At 41.7% G+C, this 16,733-nt stretch carries 22 protein-coding genes; 18 read left to right on the forward strand and 4 right to left on the reverse strand.

Going from position 1 to position 16,733, the window contains the following annotated elements:
* Positions 1-41: 41 nt before the first annotated feature.
* Positions 42-1,037 (reverse strand): NAD(P)/FAD-dependent oxidoreductase, encoded by a 996-nt coding sequence (locus ACNQGS_RS23380; RefSeq protein ID WP_213144351.1) that lies wholly within the window; start codon positions 1,035-1,037, stop codon positions 42-44.
* A gap of 435 nt (positions 1,038-1,472) precedes the next feature.
* Between ACNQGS_RS23380 and ACNQGS_RS23385 the strand changes: the two genes are divergently transcribed.
* The 10 genes from ACNQGS_RS23385 (at position 1,473) to kapD (ending at position 8,418) form a co-directional block, all read left to right on the forward strand.
* The gene (locus tag ACNQGS_RS23385; protein ID WP_213144352.1) at positions 1,473-2,690 is read left to right on the forward strand and encodes an NAD(P)/FAD-dependent oxidoreductase; all 1,218 of its coding nucleotides are present in this window, start codon (positions 1,473-1,475) and stop codon (positions 2,688-2,690) included.
* Between the two features lie 86 nt (positions 2,691-2,776).
* Positions 2,777-3,268 carry an NUDIX domain-containing protein gene (locus ACNQGS_RS23390; protein WP_213144353.1) on the forward strand — a complete coding sequence of 164 codons (492 nt, stop codon included), beginning with the start codon at positions 2,777-2,779 and terminating at the stop codon, positions 3,266-3,268.
* Between the two features lie 155 nt (positions 3,269-3,423).
* Positions 3,424-3,552: a YuiA family protein gene (locus ACNQGS_RS23395; RefSeq protein ID WP_213144354.1), complete on the forward strand. Its 129-nt coding sequence runs from the start codon at positions 3,424-3,426 to the stop codon at positions 3,550-3,552.
* 134 nt (positions 3,553-3,686) lie between these two features.
* The gene (locus tag ACNQGS_RS23400) at positions 3,687-4,010 is read left to right on the forward strand and encodes a YuiB family protein (RefSeq protein WP_491489425.1); all 324 of its coding nucleotides are present in this window, start codon (positions 3,687-3,689) and stop codon (positions 4,008-4,010) included.
* Positions 4,011-4,130: 120 nt separating this feature from the next.
* Positions 4,131-4,739 (forward strand): stationary phase survival protein SpsC, encoded by a 609-nt coding sequence (spsC, locus tag ACNQGS_RS23405; RefSeq protein ID WP_491489426.1) that lies wholly within the window; start codon positions 4,131-4,133, stop codon positions 4,737-4,739.
* Positions 4,740-4,827: 88 nt separating this feature from the next.
* Positions 4,828-5,205: a DUF309 domain-containing protein gene (locus tag ACNQGS_RS23410; protein WP_491489427.1), complete on the forward strand. Its 378-nt coding sequence runs from the start codon at positions 4,828-4,830 to the stop codon at positions 5,203-5,205.
* Between the two features lie 65 nt (positions 5,206-5,270).
* The gene (locus tag ACNQGS_RS23415; RefSeq protein ID WP_491489428.1) at positions 5,271-6,779 is read left to right on the forward strand and encodes a leucyl aminopeptidase; all 1,509 of its coding nucleotides are present in this window, start codon (positions 5,271-5,273) and stop codon (positions 6,777-6,779) included.
* Positions 6,780-6,880: 101 nt separating this feature from the next.
* Entirely contained in the window at positions 6,881-7,126 is a 246-nt protein-coding gene (locus tag ACNQGS_RS23420) for a hypothetical protein (protein ID WP_491489429.1), read from the forward strand.
* Positions 7,127-7,243: 117 nt separating this feature from the next.
* Positions 7,244-7,624: a hotdog fold thioesterase gene (locus tag ACNQGS_RS23425; protein ID WP_213144358.1), complete on the forward strand. Its 381-nt coding sequence runs from the start codon at positions 7,244-7,246 to the stop codon at positions 7,622-7,624.
* Between the two features lie 170 nt (positions 7,625-7,794).
* Positions 7,795-8,418 (forward strand): 3'-5' exonuclease KapD, encoded by a 624-nt coding sequence (kapD, locus tag ACNQGS_RS23430; protein WP_213144505.1) that lies wholly within the window; start codon positions 7,795-7,797, stop codon positions 8,416-8,418.
* A 36-nt stretch (positions 8,419-8,454) separates the two neighbouring features.
* On the opposite strand, the gene kapB is transcribed toward kapD, so the two are convergent.
* Complete coding sequence (gene kapB / locus ACNQGS_RS23435; protein WP_213144359.1) at positions 8,455-8,835, reverse strand: kinase-associated lipoprotein KapB; 381 nt, start codon at positions 8,833-8,835, stop codon at positions 8,455-8,457.
* A gap of 129 nt (positions 8,836-8,964) precedes the next feature.
* Here kapB and ACNQGS_RS23440 point away from each other — a divergent pair, with 129 nt between their 5' ends.
* The 7 genes from ACNQGS_RS23440 (at position 8,965) to ACNQGS_RS23470 (ending at position 14,576) form a co-directional block, all read left to right on the forward strand.
* On the forward strand, positions 8,965-9,705 hold the full coding sequence (locus ACNQGS_RS23440; protein WP_491489430.1) for a peptidylprolyl isomerase: 741 nt from the start codon (positions 8,965-8,967) through the stop codon (positions 9,703-9,705).
* Positions 9,706-9,784: 79 nt separating this feature from the next.
* A complete protein-coding gene (locus ACNQGS_RS23445; protein ID WP_217032069.1) occupies positions 9,785-9,994 on the forward strand; it encodes a hypothetical protein in 210 nt (69 codons plus the stop codon).
* Between the two features lie 98 nt (positions 9,995-10,092).
* Positions 10,093-10,650 (forward strand): superoxide dismutase family protein, encoded by a 558-nt coding sequence (locus ACNQGS_RS23450; protein WP_491489432.1) that lies wholly within the window; start codon positions 10,093-10,095, stop codon positions 10,648-10,650.
* 151 nt (positions 10,651-10,801) lie between these two features.
* Positions 10,802-11,152 (forward strand): hypothetical protein, encoded by a 351-nt coding sequence (locus ACNQGS_RS23455; RefSeq protein ID WP_491489433.1) that lies wholly within the window; start codon positions 10,802-10,804, stop codon positions 11,150-11,152.
* A gap of 208 nt (positions 11,153-11,360) precedes the next feature.
* Positions 11,361-12,566: an alanyl-tRNA editing protein gene (locus ACNQGS_RS23460; RefSeq protein ID WP_491489434.1), complete on the forward strand. Its 1,206-nt coding sequence runs from the start codon at positions 11,361-11,363 to the stop codon at positions 12,564-12,566.
* A 146-nt stretch (positions 12,567-12,712) separates the two neighbouring features.
* On the forward strand, positions 12,713-14,125 hold the full coding sequence (gene gnd / locus ACNQGS_RS23465; RefSeq protein WP_491489435.1) for an NADP-dependent phosphogluconate dehydrogenase: 1,413 nt from the start codon (positions 12,713-12,715) through the stop codon (positions 14,123-14,125).
* Positions 14,126-14,198: 73 nt separating this feature from the next.
* A complete protein-coding gene (locus tag ACNQGS_RS23470; RefSeq protein ID WP_491489436.1) occupies positions 14,199-14,576 on the forward strand; it encodes a PH domain-containing protein in 378 nt (125 codons plus the stop codon).
* A 133-nt stretch (positions 14,577-14,709) separates the two neighbouring features.
* On the opposite strand, the gene ACNQGS_RS23475 is transcribed toward ACNQGS_RS23470, so the two are convergent.
* Positions 14,710-15,873: a MalY/PatB family protein gene (locus ACNQGS_RS23475; protein ID WP_491489437.1), complete on the reverse strand. Its 1,164-nt coding sequence runs from the start codon at positions 15,871-15,873 to the stop codon at positions 14,710-14,712.
* 91 nt (positions 15,874-15,964) lie between these two features.
* Here ACNQGS_RS23475 and ACNQGS_RS23480 point away from each other — a divergent pair, with 91 nt between their 5' ends.
* Positions 15,965-16,228 (forward strand): DUF1871 family protein, encoded by a 264-nt coding sequence (locus ACNQGS_RS23480; RefSeq protein ID WP_491489438.1) that lies wholly within the window; start codon positions 15,965-15,967, stop codon positions 16,226-16,228.
* Positions 16,229-16,367: 139 nt separating this feature from the next.
* Here the strand turns inward: ACNQGS_RS23480 and ACNQGS_RS23485 are convergent, their stop codons facing one another.
* Positions 16,368-16,589 carry a helix-turn-helix domain-containing protein gene (locus tag ACNQGS_RS23485; RefSeq protein ID WP_423799453.1) on the reverse strand — a complete coding sequence of 74 codons (222 nt, stop codon included), beginning with the start codon at positions 16,587-16,589 and terminating at the stop codon, positions 16,368-16,370.
* Between the last annotated feature and the right edge of the window lie 144 nt (positions 16,590-16,733).

Here is a 16,733-nt window from a genome sequence, read left to right on the forward strand (position 1 = left end):
AAAGGCGTCCTAATTTGGACGCCTTTCGTATTAGTTAATAATTATTTATCGAACATGGAAGAACTATGAAGTGGTTGGATTTTTGCTTTAGGGTCCATGTATGCCTTCGCATTATTAACAGCAGTTGGGGCTTCACCGAAGCCGCAGGCAATTAATTTTACTTTTCCATCATAGGTGCAGATATCTCCGGCAGCGTAAATTCCAGGGATATTGGTTTCCATCTTGGAATTTACCTTAATGGAATTCTTTTCAATTTCGAGGCCCCATTCTTTAATTGGTCCGAGGGAGGAAACGAAGCCATAGTTGCAAATAACGGCGTCAACGTCAACGGTTTCTTTTGTTTCTCCGTTTACGGTTTCAAGAACGACCTGTTTAATGCCAGTTTCATCACCGATTAATTCTGCAGGAACATATGGTGTTTTCACATCTACTTTGGAATTCATCAAGTTTTCTACGCTGTGTTCATGGGCGCGGAACTTGTCACGGCGGTGAACAATCGTTACTTTTTCGGCAATTGGCTCAAGCATTAGTGCCCAGTCGACAGCAGAGTCACCGCCGCCAAATACCACAACCTTTTGTCCGGCAAATTGATTCAAATCATCGATAAAGTAATAAAGGTTTTTGCCATCATACTGAGCAGCGCTTTCGAGCTCCAAACGACGAGGCTGGAATGCACCATTTCCGGCAGTGATAATAACGGTTTTAGAATAGTGGATCTCTTTGTTTGTTGTTAATTTAAAGGTTCCATCATCCTGCTTTTCAAGCTTTTCCACAGATTGCTCCAGAGCAACAGTAGGCTCAAACTTGGCCATTTGCTCCTTTAAGTTATTTATTAACTCCTGTGCACGGACTTTTGGGAATCCGGCAACATCATAAATATATTTTTCCGGATAAAGCGCAGATAATTGACCGCCCAACTGAGGCAAGCTTTCAATAATTCTAACGGATGCTTGTCTCATTCCCCCATAAAAGGCAGTAAAAAGACCAACGGGGCCTCCTCCAATGATGGTAATATCATAAACCTTTTGCTCTTGCACTCCGTATCCCCCCAACTAGTAGTTACGATTCCACTCATATCATAACATAAAATATGTAAAGCCTGATATCTTTGTTGAGAAAATTATGACAATGAATAATAATTTGTGAAAATTTATACTATTTTTGCGATAAATATATTCGATAAATTGCTTGAATTTCGGATAGAAGTAGCATATGATGTATTGTGGATATATTGTTAAGATTTTGTGACAAAACAGGTACAATTTTTTATGAAATGTCTTGCTCTGTTTTTCACAAAATGGCATTTGTTTGGATTCCCAAACTTTATGTTTGCTAGGTTCTTTATTTTTATCCTCGTTCGTGAATTATATCACATACATTTTCCAGTAAACCAAAATAATAATCGACAAAGCTGTGGAAGATAAGAAAAAGAGGATTTATTAAAATATTTTATAAGGGTGGAAGTGATTGCGTTGAGAAAGCCTAAAATTGTTATTCTCGGAGCGGGCTACGGCGGGCTGATGACGACTGTACGCTTGCAAAAGCACCTTGGTGTTAACGAAGCGGATATTGTCTTAGTGAACAAAAATGATTACCACTATGAAACCACTTGGCTGCATGAGGCTTCAGCCGGTACATTGCACCACGACAAGGTTCGTTATGATATTCGCGATGTCATTGATCGCAGCAAGGTTGACTTTGTTCAAAGTACCGTTGTTGAGATTAAGAAGGATGAAAAGAAAGTTATTTTAGAAAACGGCGAAGTGGAATATGATTATCTTGTGATTGCACTTGGCGGAGAGCCTGAAACCTTCGGCATCAAAGGCTTGAAGGAATATGCTTTCGGTATTACGAATGTAAATTCCTCCCGTTTGCTTCGTGAGCATATGGAATATCAATTTGCCACTTACAATATGGAAGAGGAAAAGGATGATACACGCTTGACAATTGTTGTCGGCGGCGCTGGTTTCACAGGAATCGAGTTTCTTGGAGAATTGACCAATCGTGTTCCGGAATTATGTCATGAATACGATGTGGATCAGCATAAAGTGAAAATTATCTGTGTTGAAGCTGCACCAACTGTACTGCCTGGATTTGATCCTGAATTAGTAAAGTATGCTGTATCACAATTGGAGCGTAAGGGTGTTGAATTCTTAATCGGAACGGCAATTAAGGAGTGCACGCCTGAAGGGATTTTTGTTGCAAAAGGTGAAGATGAGCCTCGTGAAATCAAAGCAGGTACTGTTGTTTGGGCAGCTGGTGTCCGCGGAAACTCCGTTATCGAAAAGTCCGGTTTTGAAGCAATGAGAGGGCGTGTCAAAGTTCAGCCTGATTTAAGAGTTCCTGGTTTCAATGATGTCTTCATTCTTGGCGACAGCTCGCTGGTTATTAATGAAGAAATCAACCGCCCATATCCGCCGACTGCGCAGATAGCGATGCAGCAGGGTGAAGTGTGTGCGCGTAATATTGCTGCACTTGTGCGCAATAAGCAGGATCTTGAAGAGTTCAAGTTTGATAATAAAGGTACTGTCTGCTCTCTTGGTGAGGATGACGCAATTGGAGTTGTTTTTGGTAAGAAAATAACAGGGGCAAGTGCTTCTTTCATGAAGAAAGTAGTCGATAACCGTTCTCTTTACATGATTGGCGGAGCTGGTCTTGTATTGAAAAAAGGTAAATTTAATATCTTTTAATAAATCTCCGTAACAAAAAAAGGACAGGGCAGCCCTGTCCTTTTTTTGTTAGAATAGTTTTAAAAGCTATAGATAGGGGGAAAATTATGAGCAGTCGGGAAAAACGCGGGAAGGTCTGGCTGGCTGTTTCCGGATTAGTTCAATCCGATGCGGGGGAATGGCTGGTAGTTAAAAAGAGGTATGGCGGGTTAAAAGGCAAGTGGTCCCTCCCTGCAGGCTTTGTGGAAGAAGGTGAGACGGCAGATGAAGCCGTGCTTCGAGAGGTGAAGGAAGAAACGGGAATTGCTTGTACGGTTAAAGGACTGATTGGGCTACGTACGGGTGTTATTAAAAGTGAAATTAGTGATAACATGCTGGTGTTTTTACTTGAACCAGCCGGGAAAATGGAGATTACCCATCAGGAATATGAATTGTACGAAGCTAGATTTATGGCGCCGGAAGAACTGCTTAAGGAAAAGGAAGCATCGATTCTTTTAGAGTATCTGATTGAGCGAAAGGATTTACTTGAGAAGCCTGTTATCGACGGCGTAAATCCTGGTGACCAGTTTGGCTATACCGCTTATAAATTATTTTTCTAATTTTTTGAAAATTTACGTCGCACTTAGAAAATGAAAGAAAACATTAGGTGTATCCGTTTTCTTCCGTCCAAATTGCTTGAATTTCGCTCTTTCTTTTTATTTAAATACTTGGTATATTATCAGAAAATTAAGTTAATAGGAAAGGGATGTTTATAATGACAGTTCAAAGTGTTGACACAAAAACCTGTGATTATTGTTCCGGAAACGGCTATTTTCAATTAGTTCTTGGCGGATCCGAAACCTGCGCAAGCTGCGGCGGCACTGGCAAGAAAGTTGAAAAATAACCGTTCCTAGGAAAAAAGGCAAACCCAGTTCTTCGATGACTCGAAGGGCTATTTTTTTGCGTTAAAATGCTGTTAATATTGACTCCCACATGGACATTGAGTACACTATATGTTGATGCAAAGGGGGAGTTTCAATGCAGATGAGCATTGTTGTCTTGATTATTTCAATTGTACTGTTTTTTGTGTTGTTTTTTGGAATTGGCTTTATTCTGAATATGCTTTTAAGAATGTCGTGGATTATGGCTGTCATTTATCCGTTTGTCGCCATTTTTATCATAGATAAAGTCTCATTTTTTGAATATTTCACCAATAGCAAAGCAGCTTTTTTAGACTTAGGGCACAGACTTGGCTCCTTAGCAACTGCGGATGTCCTTATTTTATCTAGTGGTCTGGCAGGGGCAATTACCGCAGGTCTTACCATCAAATTCTTACGAAAAAATGGATATCAAATGTTTTAGACCTTCTCTAATATGAAGGTCTTTTTTAATATAAAATTTAATTGGTAATTTTTTTCACTTCTTTTTTGAATAATTCATTCCTACTTGGGAATGAATATTTTGGGAGGAGTGAAAAAGAGAATGAATAAAGTGAAAAATTGGACGAAACGATTTGCTATGATTATTTTGTTCTTTTTGGCATTATTCGCGACGTTCCAATCTATTTCAGGTTTACCTGTGCAGACTATGTTTTTTCATCTAGTTAAAGCAGTTTCGGTAAGCGAGGCAGTTACCGCGCCTGCCCAAACACTGGAGAATTCCATCGATTGGTCACAATACCCTAAACATACCGTGACAGCAACCGGCTATACGGCTGGGGCAGAATCCACCGGGAAAAATCAGGGCCACCCCGAATATGGAATCACTTATTCTGGTGTTAAGGTAAAACGTGATTTGTTTTCCACCATTGCAGCCGACCTAACTGTTTTTCCAATTGGAACCGTCCTTTTTATTCCGGGGTATGGGTATGGAGTGGTCGCTGATAAAGGCGGCGCTATTAAGGGAAATCGTTTGGACCTTTATTATGAAACAGTTGAGGATGTTTACAGCCATTGGGGCAAGAAAACGGTCGATGTATATATTGTTCAAAAAGGAAATGGCAAACTGACTGAGGAACAGCTGCAAGCATTAAATGAAGATAAATCCCTGCAGGTCTTCAGGCAGCAATATACAAGCTCAGAAAAAAAATAACAGGCCCTGTGCCTGTTTTTATTTTTTAATGGAATTCTGAATGCCTATCTAATAAAATTGAAAAAAAGGCATATGGGCAGGTGGTTTTATGGATTATCCAATCGAGTATTATGAGTTTTTTGTCAGTTTTAATGAAGGGGATTATTACACTTGCCACGACCTGCTCGAGGAAATGTGGCTGATTGATCGGGATAATCTTTTTTTAAAAGGATTATTGCAAATGAGTGTGGCCATTTATCACTATGAGTACGGAAATGTGAAGGGAGCCAGGTCCATGATGGCGACAGCACACCGCTACCTGCAGGCATACCGTCCCAAGTTTTGGGGGCTGGACTTGGAAAAAGTCTATCCATTTATTGAACAATGCTTGGTTCTATTTCCTCAAGATATAGACAGTGTCCCGTTTGAACAGGTGGGGGAATTGCCAAAGCTACCGCAGTTGTTTTTGTATTTGGAGGATGTTTAGAGTATCGAAATAAATTGCCTGATTCGGTATAATGGATTCGAATCAAAAAGAGGAGGTCGGTTAAAATGTTTGATGTAAAAAAAGAATTCGATTTATCAGCAGAGCATGAAAGCTTAGTTATAGGTCTATTGGATAAACCGGAGAAGTTTTCCGGACTGCTGGCCAACTTGGATGAGGCTTTTGATGGGCAGTTGACAGAACTCGTCAAAGCAGGGGATATCTCTGCAAAGCTAAATAAAATTAACAAAGTACATAGCTTCGGCAAAATCGGTTCCAAGCGGCTCTGGATTGTCGGTCTTGGCAAAGAAAAGGAACTATCCTTTGATAAATTGCGGAAGGCTTTTGGACGTCTGTTCAAAGAGTTAAAGGCAGGCAAGCAGACAGAAGCGTCCGTATATTTGGATTCTTTCATAAGCGAAAAGGTAGATGGACCGGATGCTGCTCATGCGCTAAGTGAAGCATATGCTCTAGCCACTTATCAGTTCAATGGCTATAAGCAAAAATCAAATGAATCTGAGAAGAAGCTTGAACAGCTAACAATTTGTTGTAACAGTGTTGATGAGGGGGAAATATTAGCCTCATTAACGGTTGGATATGCCTTTGGCAAAGGAACCAATTCAGCCCGCTCGCTCGTTAACACTCCAGGTAATATGCTGACTGCTACTGATATGGCTGATTATGCTGTAGAACTCGCTAAAAAGTACGATTTTGAGGCAGAAATCCTCGATAAAGCTGAGATTGAAAAATTGGGTATGGGGGCTTTCCTCGCTGTCAATAAAGGGTCTGCAGAGCCGCCGAAAATGATTGTTTTAAAATATCAAGGTAAAGAAGAATGGAAGGATGTCATCGGCCTTGTTGGAAAAGGGATCACCTTTGATACCGGAGGCTATTCCATTAAAACGAAAGCAGGCATCGTTGGAATGAAGTCTGACATGGGCGGTGCAGCCGCTGTTCTCGGTGCCATGGAAATTATCGGTGAGCTTAGACCAGATCAGAATGTTGTGGCTGTTATCCCATCAACGGACAATATGATTAGCGGAAATGCCTTTAAGCCGGACGATGTTATTACTTCTATGAGCGGGAAAACAATTGAAGTTTTAAATACAGATGCGGAAGGCCGGCTCGTCCTTGCTGACGCGATAACCTATGCAAAGCATCATGGAGCAGAATACTTGGTGGATGTTGCTACCCTGACAGGAGGCGTGATTACTGCACTTGGTTTAAACACCACAGGCGCTATGACAAATCATGAGACCTTATATGAGCAGGTATTGGAAGCCTCGATGGAAGCAGGCGAGCAGATGTGGCAGCTGCCGCTGTTTGAAAGTGAAAAGGAACGGGTCAGGAACAGTAAAGTGGCTGACCTTAACAATTCTCCAGGCAGCGAAGGGCATGCCATTGTTGCCGGAGCGTTTATCGGCGAATTTGCAGAAAATACACCTTGGGTTCATTTGGACATTGCCGGGACAGCGACGACATCAAAATCCTACGACCTTGGCCCTGCCGGGGCAACAGGTGTCATGACCAGAACACTCGCCCTCTTTGTTGAACGGTTCGAACCTATCGAAAATTAGGAAAGGGGCTTGCCTTTGGTATAGCCCGCCCACTCCAAACCCATAGTACTCGCATATGAAATAGTATAGGCAAGTATAAAGGAAAAGGAGGAAATGCCTTCATGTACCCATATTATCGAAGTCCATACCCGGTCCAGGATCAAAGGTTTATTGGAGGATGGGGATGGGGCTTGCCGTTGGCTATTGGCGGGCTTAGTTTTTTAGGAGGTTTGATTGGCGGTGGATTAGGGGCTTCTTGGGCTGTTAGACCGCCGTTCTATGGCGGTTTTGGATACCCGGGCATTGGCTATCCGGGCATTGGATACCCTGGCGTTGGCTACCCTGGTTTTGGTGCACCTTATTATTAATATTTGAAAAAGCAGCTCTGCGCGGGCTGTTTTTTCTTTTAAAAAAATATAAAGGAAATTGTTCAAAAAACGAGAATAGGTTAATGTGGACCAAATACATATCGGAGGGAAAAATACATGATAGAAAATACATTATTACAAGCACTTGGAATTGAAGTCACTCACCTTGAAAAGGGAAAAGTTATTGCTACTATGCCGGTTGATGAACGCACTCGCCAGCCATTTGGAATTTTGCACGGCGGAGCATCGGTTGCCTTGGCGGAAACGGTGGCAAGTGTCGGTGCCTATGAGTTAGTTGACCAGGAGACGGAGGTTGTCGCTGGACTTGAAATTAATGCCAATCATGTCCGCTCCAAACATGAGGGAGTGGTTACGGCTGTCGGAACTGTCCTGCATCAAGGGAGAACGACACAGGTTTGGGATATTAAACTTACTGATGAACAAGACCGCCTCATTTGCGTTTCAAGGTGCACGATGGCAGTCATTAAAAAGAAATAGCGATAAGTGGGGATGGGGGATATTTCCCGTCCTTTTTTACTATATTGTACAAAAATTTAAAAAATTTACTTCAAATTCATGCTATAATGTAAGAAATGAGCACAATTTTTTGTACAGGTATCGTTATATAATGTAATAAGACGACTTAAATGGAAAGGTGGGTGAAAGTGATGAAGGCAGCGCGGCAGCATTTGTTTATTGATTTTGAATTTACAATGCCTGAACGGAATGTTCGAGTGAAGGACTTTTTTGCGGAAATTATTGAGGTTGGAATTGTTGCGGTAGTGGACGATCATATTACCGAACAGTTTTCCTCTTTTGTTACACCGCTTAAATTTCCAAGATTAACCGAACGCTGCAAGTCCTTCTTACATATTACGCAGCAGCAAGTGGACACGGGGTTATCCTTTTTTGAGTTTATCCGAAAGCTCGAGGAGTTTAATAAAAATAAATTGGATACCACCATTGTTACATGGGGAAATATGGATATGAAGGTACTTCGCCAGAATTGTTTAGCGGCAGGCGTTGTGTTTCCATTCCATGCTGCAGAATTAGATTTATCGATGGAATATAAACGATTCTTCGGTGACCAAAATCAAACCGGTCTTTGGAAAGCGGTCCAGGAATATGGGAAGGAAGGGACCGGCAGGCACCACCGGGCCCTGGATGATGCGTTGACTACCTATAATATATTCAAGTTGGTAGAAAAGGATAAACGTTATTTAGAGAAGCCAAAACCAACGACCATTGGTGATCGTATTGATTTTTCAAAGTTCTTAAATGAATTCGCATAAAAGGCCAAATCACTTTAATAGATTTGGCCTTTACTATTACTTAAAATAATCCTTTTCAAGGGAATCCAACATGTTCAGGCTCATTTCGGCCCATTTGGTTTGCATCTCCTCCAGTTCGTTTCTCATTTTTCCACATGCTTCCTTCAGTGATGATAAATATTCAGGTACGTCTCCTTCGAATGGCTTGACCATTTGTTTCGGAATATTCGCCTGTTCCCGATGTGCCAGGGCCCGTCTTTCATGAAAAATCATAACATCAGCATCCTTAGGATTATGTAAATCCCCCTGCATCGGGTGCTTGGCAACCGCCAAGACCCTTACCAAATAGGCTTGTGGTCTTACATCCGTGATTTCCCCGATATATTTTCCAGTCTTATAAATCCCCGTTACAATCGTTCCTAGTTCTAATTCTGACACAATTAAACACTCCTAACTCTAAAATTCATTCTTTTGCTTCTTCCATTTTATTATGAAAAATAATAAATTAAAAACAAGATGCAAAAAATTATAATCTCGTTTAAAGCGAGAGAATGGAGGGAAGCTAGTATGAGAAGGAATGTACATATCTTTATTTTATTTTTAATCATGGTTGTTCTATTGGCCGCATGTGGGACAAGCAGTAAGACGGAAGAAAGTAAATCAGACACTGCCGCGCCAAAAACTGAACAGAAGAAAGGAGAGCAGCAAGTGGAAAATACAGTTTATCCACAGCTTACAACAGAAGTAGCTGAGAATGAACGACTCGTAGAAATGGAAACTTCAATGGGGAATATCAAAATCAAATTATTTCCAGAGCACGCTCCAAAAGCAGTCGAAAATTTTGTGAAACATAGCGAGGATGGTTATTATGACGGCCTGATTTTTCACAGGGTCATTAAGGATTTCATGATTCAAGGCGGAGACCCGAACGGGAATGGGACAGGCGGCCAAAGTATTTGGGGTAAGCCGTTTGAGGATGAGTTCTCGAAAAATCTGTTTAACTTGCGCGGGGCGTTGTCAATGGCAAACGCAGGTGCCAATACGAACGGAAGCCAGTTTTTTATCGTTCAAAGCACTAAGCTTGATCCATCGATGAAGTCGCAAATGGAAAAGGCCGGTTATCCGAAAGAAATAATTGAGGCATATGCAGATAATGGCGGGACTCCATGGCTCGACTTTAAGCACACTGTTTTTGGCCAAGTGGTCGAGGGAATGGATATCGTTGACAAAATTTCCGATTCAAAGGTTGATGCAAAGGATAAGCCGGAAACAGATGTTGTGATTAAGCATGTTAAGATTCTAAAATAGGAGAATAAAAAATTGGTCTGAAACATCATTTATTGTATAATTAGGCTTTAGACAGGTCTCTGTAGAAAGGGAGATTAATATGTTTCAGCCATTTATTCTATCCTTGTTTTTATACTTCCCGGAAGATAAATCAGAATATATCCCAGCTGTCATCAGCTTTGCGATTTTCTTTGTGGCAGCTATACTTACGTTTCGCTTTATCATAAAAATTTCAAAGCGGGAAGCCCTGAAGGCAAAAGAATTAGAGAAACAGCTTGAACAAAATAACACTTCACAAAAGAACAGCTAAAATAGGCTGTTCTTTTTCTTTTTGGCACAGCGGGAATAGGAAAATATTCGATTGTTCATACTAACCGCAAATTGTCTATTTTGGGGGGATCCATAAATATGAAAAAACTACTTTGCCTGTTCATTCCGCTCCTGTTTCTGTCGGGATGTATGGAAAAGACGATTACAAAGGTGAATGTGGATATGTATAATGCTTCAGGAGATTCGCTTGGAACGCTTGAATTGGCTGAGCAGTCAAGCGGGGTGAAATTGACTGGAAGCCTTAAGGGCCTGACGCCGGGTGTACATGCTATTCATATCCATGAAAAAGGCACATGCAAAGCACCCGATTTTAAATCGGCAGGGAACCATTTTAACCCGGAAAGCAAGGAACATGGCCTCCTTCATCCCAAAGGTGCCCATGCCGGCGATTTGCCGAATTTAATTGTTGAGGATGACGGATCTGCGAAAGTAGACCTGATGGCCCCGAATGCAACGCTAAAGGATGGGAAGAAATCCTTGTTCACAAAGGAAGGTACCTCCATTGTCGTAACCCAGAAAAAAGATGATGGTATGACGCAGCCAGCAGGCAATTCTGGAAAAAGAGTCGCCTGTGGGGAGATTTCCAATAATAAACAGAAACCGGGCCAAAAGAAAGCTCAGGATGAAAAACAATAGTTGAAAAATTTTTCTTTGGAAAACAGGCTGAAAAGGTTAGGCTGTTTGCTTAAAGGGGGAACAGCCCTTTTTTTATGAGAATAGGTATCTATCTATGCTTATCCCACTATTTGTACATACACTACCATGAAATAGTTTAGGAGGGATAAGGATGAGCAAGAGACAAATGGGCGGATTTCCTGGTCAGTTTGGACCAATGGGGTCTCCGCAAATGACAGGATTTCCACAAATGGGCGGTTTTCCACAGCAATACCCGCATATGATGGGCGGTTATCATGGCTATCCACAAATGGGTTACCACGGCTATCCACAAATGGGCGGTTTTCCACAGCAAGGAATCCCGCAAATGGGCGGTTTTCCACAGCAAGGAATCCCGCAAATGGGCGGTTTTCCACAGCAAGGAATCCCGCAAATGGGCGGTTTTCCACAGCAAGGATTCCCACAAATGGGCGGTTTTCCACAGATGACCACTCCTACTGGCACAAGAAAAGAAAAAAAATAATCCCTCAATGAAATTAATACGACCTTAATCATTTTTGCCTGTTCCTTTATGGGAGCAGGTTTTTCTCTGGCTATTAGGAAAGTATAAATTCAACTACGCCTCATGAACCGTCCTATCGGACTTGCCATCAGCGAGTTTTCATTTAACTTGATTAATTGATTGTTTTTTTTCACAATGGGTATAGTGAAATACTTCGGAGGCGAGATCTATGTTGAAAAATAAATTGTACTATACTGACTCGTACATAAAGTCCTTTACAGCGGAAGTTGTAAAGCAGGAACAGGATTGTTCAGGCAATTGGTTCGTTGTGTTATCACAGACTGCTTTTTACCCGACCGGCGGCGGGCAGCCATTTGATACAGGCTTGATAGAAGGAGTCAAAGTGGTCAATGTGGAGGAAGTCGATGGTGAAATTCGCCATTGCCTCGAGGTCCCATTACCCTTGGCGAAAAAAGAGGTATGCGGGGAAATTGATTGGGAGCGGCGGTTTGACCATATGCAGCAGCATGCCGGCCAACATATATTGTCCGCAGCGTTTGAGCATTTATTTGAGTATAAAACAGTTGGTTTTCACCTAGGTAATGAAACCGTAACGATTGACTTGGATACTGAACAATTAACCGCAATAGAAGCAGAAAAAGCCGAGGAACTGGCCAATCAAATTATTTTAGAAAATAGACCGATTGAAACAAAATGGGTGACCGAGAAGGAATTATCTCAATACCCTTTACGAAAAGAGACGAAGGTTAAGGAAGATATCCGCCTCGTTATCATTCCGGATTTTGATTATAACGGCTGCGGCGGGACGCATCCGAAAGGAACAGGTGAGGTAAGGGCAATTAAGATTTTAGATTGGGAAAGACAGAAGAAAAAGGTCCGCCTTCAATTTGTCTGTGGTGAACGTGTCCTGAAGCAGTTTTCTCAGAAACAAAAGGTGTTGCTTGGCTTAACACAACTTCTTAATACACCAGAACATGAGATGGAACAAGCAGCCATTCGGCTTCTCGATAGCCGAAAGTTAATGGAGAAGGAACTGGAGCAGCAGCAAGAGCTCCTACTAAAATATGAAGCGAAAGAGCTTCTGGGCAAGTCATCATCCGCTGGTGTTATTGGTGAAGTATTCCAAAACCGTTCGATTCAGGAACTGCAAAAGCTGGCAAGGCTTGTGACTGGCGAAAATGATGCAGCGGTGGTTGTTCTGGCAGCAGAAAATGAAGACCGGCTCCAGCTAGTATGTGCTAGGGGGGTGTCCCGAACCGAAAAGATGAATAAGTTGATTCAAAGCGGTCTGGAACTCATTAACGGCAAAGGCGGGGGCAATGACTCCTTCGCCCAAGGCGGCGGTGCCCCTCAAGTTTCAAGCGAAATGCTTTTGCAGCATATACTAGATTCACTAAAAGTGGCTTCCACATAAATAAAAAAATTGGATGAACATCCCTTCTCAGTGAATACTAAAATTGAATTTTCTAAAATAGTGTATTAGAGTTGTTTGAAATATTTTTTCGTTTATAATAAAAAATGGTGAAATATTTTTTAAACATCTTGAAGGGATGATTTAGATTGGCTAAACAACAAGTGGGCGTTGTAGGAGTCGGAGTGATGGGGAGAAGTTTGGCATTGAATTTTGAAAGCAAGGGTTTCTCCGTGTCTATCTACGACCTATCAACCGAGAAAGTAAACGAAATATTAGAGCAGCATAATGATAAAAATATTACCGGAACCACAAACATCGGGGAATTTATCCAATCGCTGGAAATACCTCGGAAGATTTTGTTGATGGTGAATGCCGGTGTGATTACGGATAAGGCAATTGAATCACTCGTTCCACATTTGGAGCAAGGAGATATCCTTATTGATGGTGGCAACAGCTACTATCAGGATACGATTCGGAGGAATGCGGCGCTTGCGGACAAAGGGATTCTTTTCATTGGTGCCGGAGTTTCTGGAGGAGAAGAAGGGGCATTAACGGGTCCTTCCATCATGCCGAGCGGCCAAAAAGAAGCATACGAGCACGTAGGGCCGCTGCTTACAGCAATTTCTGCACAGGTAGATGGTGAGCCATGCTGTACATACATAGGACCAGATGGAGCGGGACACTTTGTTAAAATGGTACACAATGGCATCGAGTATGGGGATATCCAGCTTATTTGTGAAACTTACCATCTTATGAAATCAATGCTGGGCTTGTCCGCAAAAGAACTTCATGAAGTTTTTCATGAATGGAACCAAGGAGAGCTAGACAGCTACCTTATCGAAATTACTGCGGATATTTTTACAAAAATCGATCCTGACACCGGCAAGCCCTTAGTTGACGTCATTCTTGATACGGCCGGACAAAAGGGAACGGGAAAATGGACCAGTCAAAGTGCGCTTGAATTAGGTGTGCCACTATCCACGATTACTGAATCGGTCTTTGCGCGGTTTATCTCAGCAATGAAGGATGAACGTATGAAAGCCAGCAAAATTTTAAGTGGGCCGCGCGACAAAAAGTTTATTGGGAACAAGCAGGATTTTATTGAGCACATCAGAAAAACTTTATATTTTAGTAAAATCATTTCCTACGCACAAGGATTCAGTCAATATCAATCAGCCTCCAAGGAGTATAAATGGGACCTGAAGCCAGGTGAAATTGCAAAGATTTTCCGGGGAGGCTGCATTATTCGAGCGGCATTTCTGCAAAATATCATGGATGCTTATGAACGCGATCCGCATTTGGAAAATTTATTGTTGGATTCTTATTTTCAGTCGGTTACCGCTGATTATCAAGAGTCTGCTAGGGAAGTGGTGGCAACTGCCGTAAAGATAGGAATTCCAGTTCCAGGGTTGTCAAGTGCCGTTGCCTACTATGATAGCTACCGTTCAGCAGTATTGCCTGCCAACCTGCTGCAGGCGCAAAGGGATTATTTTGGAGCCCATACTTATCAGCGAGTCGATAAGGAAGGAACCTTCCATACCGAATGGCTGGAAATCTAGAAAAACTCACAGTATCTCTGTGAGTTTTCTTGTATACTTAAATGAGATAAGTTGGAAGAATGGGGGATTATTGATGGGATTTTTGGATGGCTTAATGGGTAACGCTTCGGAAGTAAATGTTACGGAAATTCAAAGGGAATTTGCTAAGGTGCTGGCGCCGAATGAACAAATTGAGAAGGCGTATAAGCTGATTCGCGACTTGTTCCTCTTTACAAACAAGCGCTTGATTTTAGTGGACAAGCAAGGTTTAACAGGAAAGAAAGTCGAGTATCATTCGATTCCTTATAAGAGCATTACTCATTTTAGCATTGAAACGGCAGGAAATTTTGATTTGGATGCAGAACTAAAAATTTGGGTTTCCGGCAGCGCCCGGCCCTTGCAAAAACAATTTAACAAAAATTTAAATATCTATGAACTGCAAAGTGTATTGGCTGAATATGTACTAAAATAAAAAAATCCTGCCCCTGCTGATTTTACGCGTTAAACCTAAGCAGGGGCCAGGACTTTTTTTAGCTAATAAAAAGTATAAATTCAACTACGCCTCATGAACCGTCCTATCGGACTTGCCAATCGGCGAGTTATCATTACTCAAATGCTTTTTTCAGCCGCTTCAATCCTTCGATTAAATCATCCATTGGGCAGGCGATGTTCATGCGGACAAAGCCTTCGCCGCCTGGCCCGTATTTTGGACCGGGCTCGAGCGCCAGTTTTCCTTTTTGGAGGAGGTGCTGCCTAAGTTCCTTATCGCTAAATCCAAGCTTTCGGCAATCCAGCCAAAGCAGATAGGTTCCTTCCGAGTCGATGCAAGTAATTTCAGGCAGATGCTCCTTAAGATAGGAAATTGCGAAATCTTTATTAGTCTGAAGATAATCAAGCAAATCCTCGAGCCAAGCCTCGCCTTCACGATAGGCAGCTTCCATCCCAGTAATGCCAAAAGTATTCAGTGAAAAGGACCCCTGCCGCCGCATCGTTTCCTGGAATTGAGTACGCAAGGTCTCATTTTTGATTACAACAGCGGAAGCGTGCAGACCGGCAAGATTGAAGGTTTTGCTGGGAGCGATAAAAGTAATCACCTTTTCAGCTATTTCCTCATTCAGTGACGCAATCGGTATATGCTTATGCTTTTTATAGACGAGATCGGAATGTATTTCATCAGAAAGAATCAGGCAGTTATACTTTAAACAGAGTTCAGCCATTTTCTCCAGCTCTTCCTTGGTCCAAACTCTTCCTCCAGGGTTATGCGGACTGCACAGCAAAAAGAGCTTGCAGCCTTGCTTTAAAGCATTTTCAAAGGCGGTAAAGTCAATCCTGTACCTATCTTCATCAAGAATTAGCGGAGCATTGACAATCTTGCGGTTGTTTTTTTCAATCATATCGAAAAAAGGTGTATACACTGGTGATTGGAGCAGTACCTGATCGCCCTCTTCGGTAAACGTTTGGATCGCCGTGCTGATTGCCTGGACTACGCCGCCGCAATACAGAAGCCAATTCGGCTCAATATTCCACTGATGTCTTTTCAAAAGCCATTCTGCTATCGCTTGAGATGTGGAGGGAGGTACAAATGTATAGCCGAAAATACCGTGCTCCACCCGCTCCTTTATTGCCGTGATGACAGCCTGTGGCGGCTTGAAATCCATATCTGCAACCCACATCGGCCACAGGTCCTCTTCCCCAAAAAGCTGCTTTGTTGCTTCCCATTTAACTGAGGAGGTATTCCTCCGGTTAATTCTTTCATTAAATATTGACATCTTTGTCCCACCACCCGAAATATTTTATAGTACCTATCTCTTATGATAAAATATTTTAAGTAAAATGGAAAAGTAATAGGAGATTTTTACGATGAAAAAAGAGATTCAAACAAATTTGATGATCGTTGATTTATTGAATGAATGGAACCCATTTCAGTTGACAAACGCCAGTTATGAAACAGAGATTGCGGATGTGATTCAGGCAGTCCATGAATTAGATGAGCCTGCCAAGCTGGCAAGGAGAATCCAAAGCATTTATGAATTTTCTTTTGAGAGAATTATTCCGTTGGAGAACTGCTTGAAAATGGCGGAAGAACTTTTAACCATTAAATCCAATGATTCATGTTCGATCTAACAAAAAAAAGCGGACCAACTGTTAGGTGGTCCGCTCAAAAAGGGGGGAATACTAGAAAGCTTATGTTATCATAATTTCCACATTTTCCCCTTCATATACATTGATAAATAAAAAAAGCGGATATTTCCGCTTTTTTTTATCAATCATTTACAGATGGTTCTTTATGGTTTTTTAAAAGCTCCGCGGCCGGAATATCGAGAACAGTAGATAGTTTTAAAATCGTTTGAGAGCTTGGCATTTGTTCCCCTGACTCATAATTCTCAATCGTTTGAGTCCCTACTCTAACCTTTTGTGCAAGTTCCTCCTGGGTCATGTGGCGTCTTTCACGGGCCTCTTTAATAATATGACCGATTGAATTCATACTGTTCACCCCTATTTTTGGATAGTTTGCTGTCTATTATTATATCATGGTAACAATTCTTTTTTTAAATCTCATTGCAAAAAAAATGTTACGATATTCTGACAATTTGAAAATATTGAAGAATTTGTTTATTTTTTGGAAAAT

It is taken from the genome of Neobacillus sp. PVCKKU3 (genome assembly GCF_058323225.1).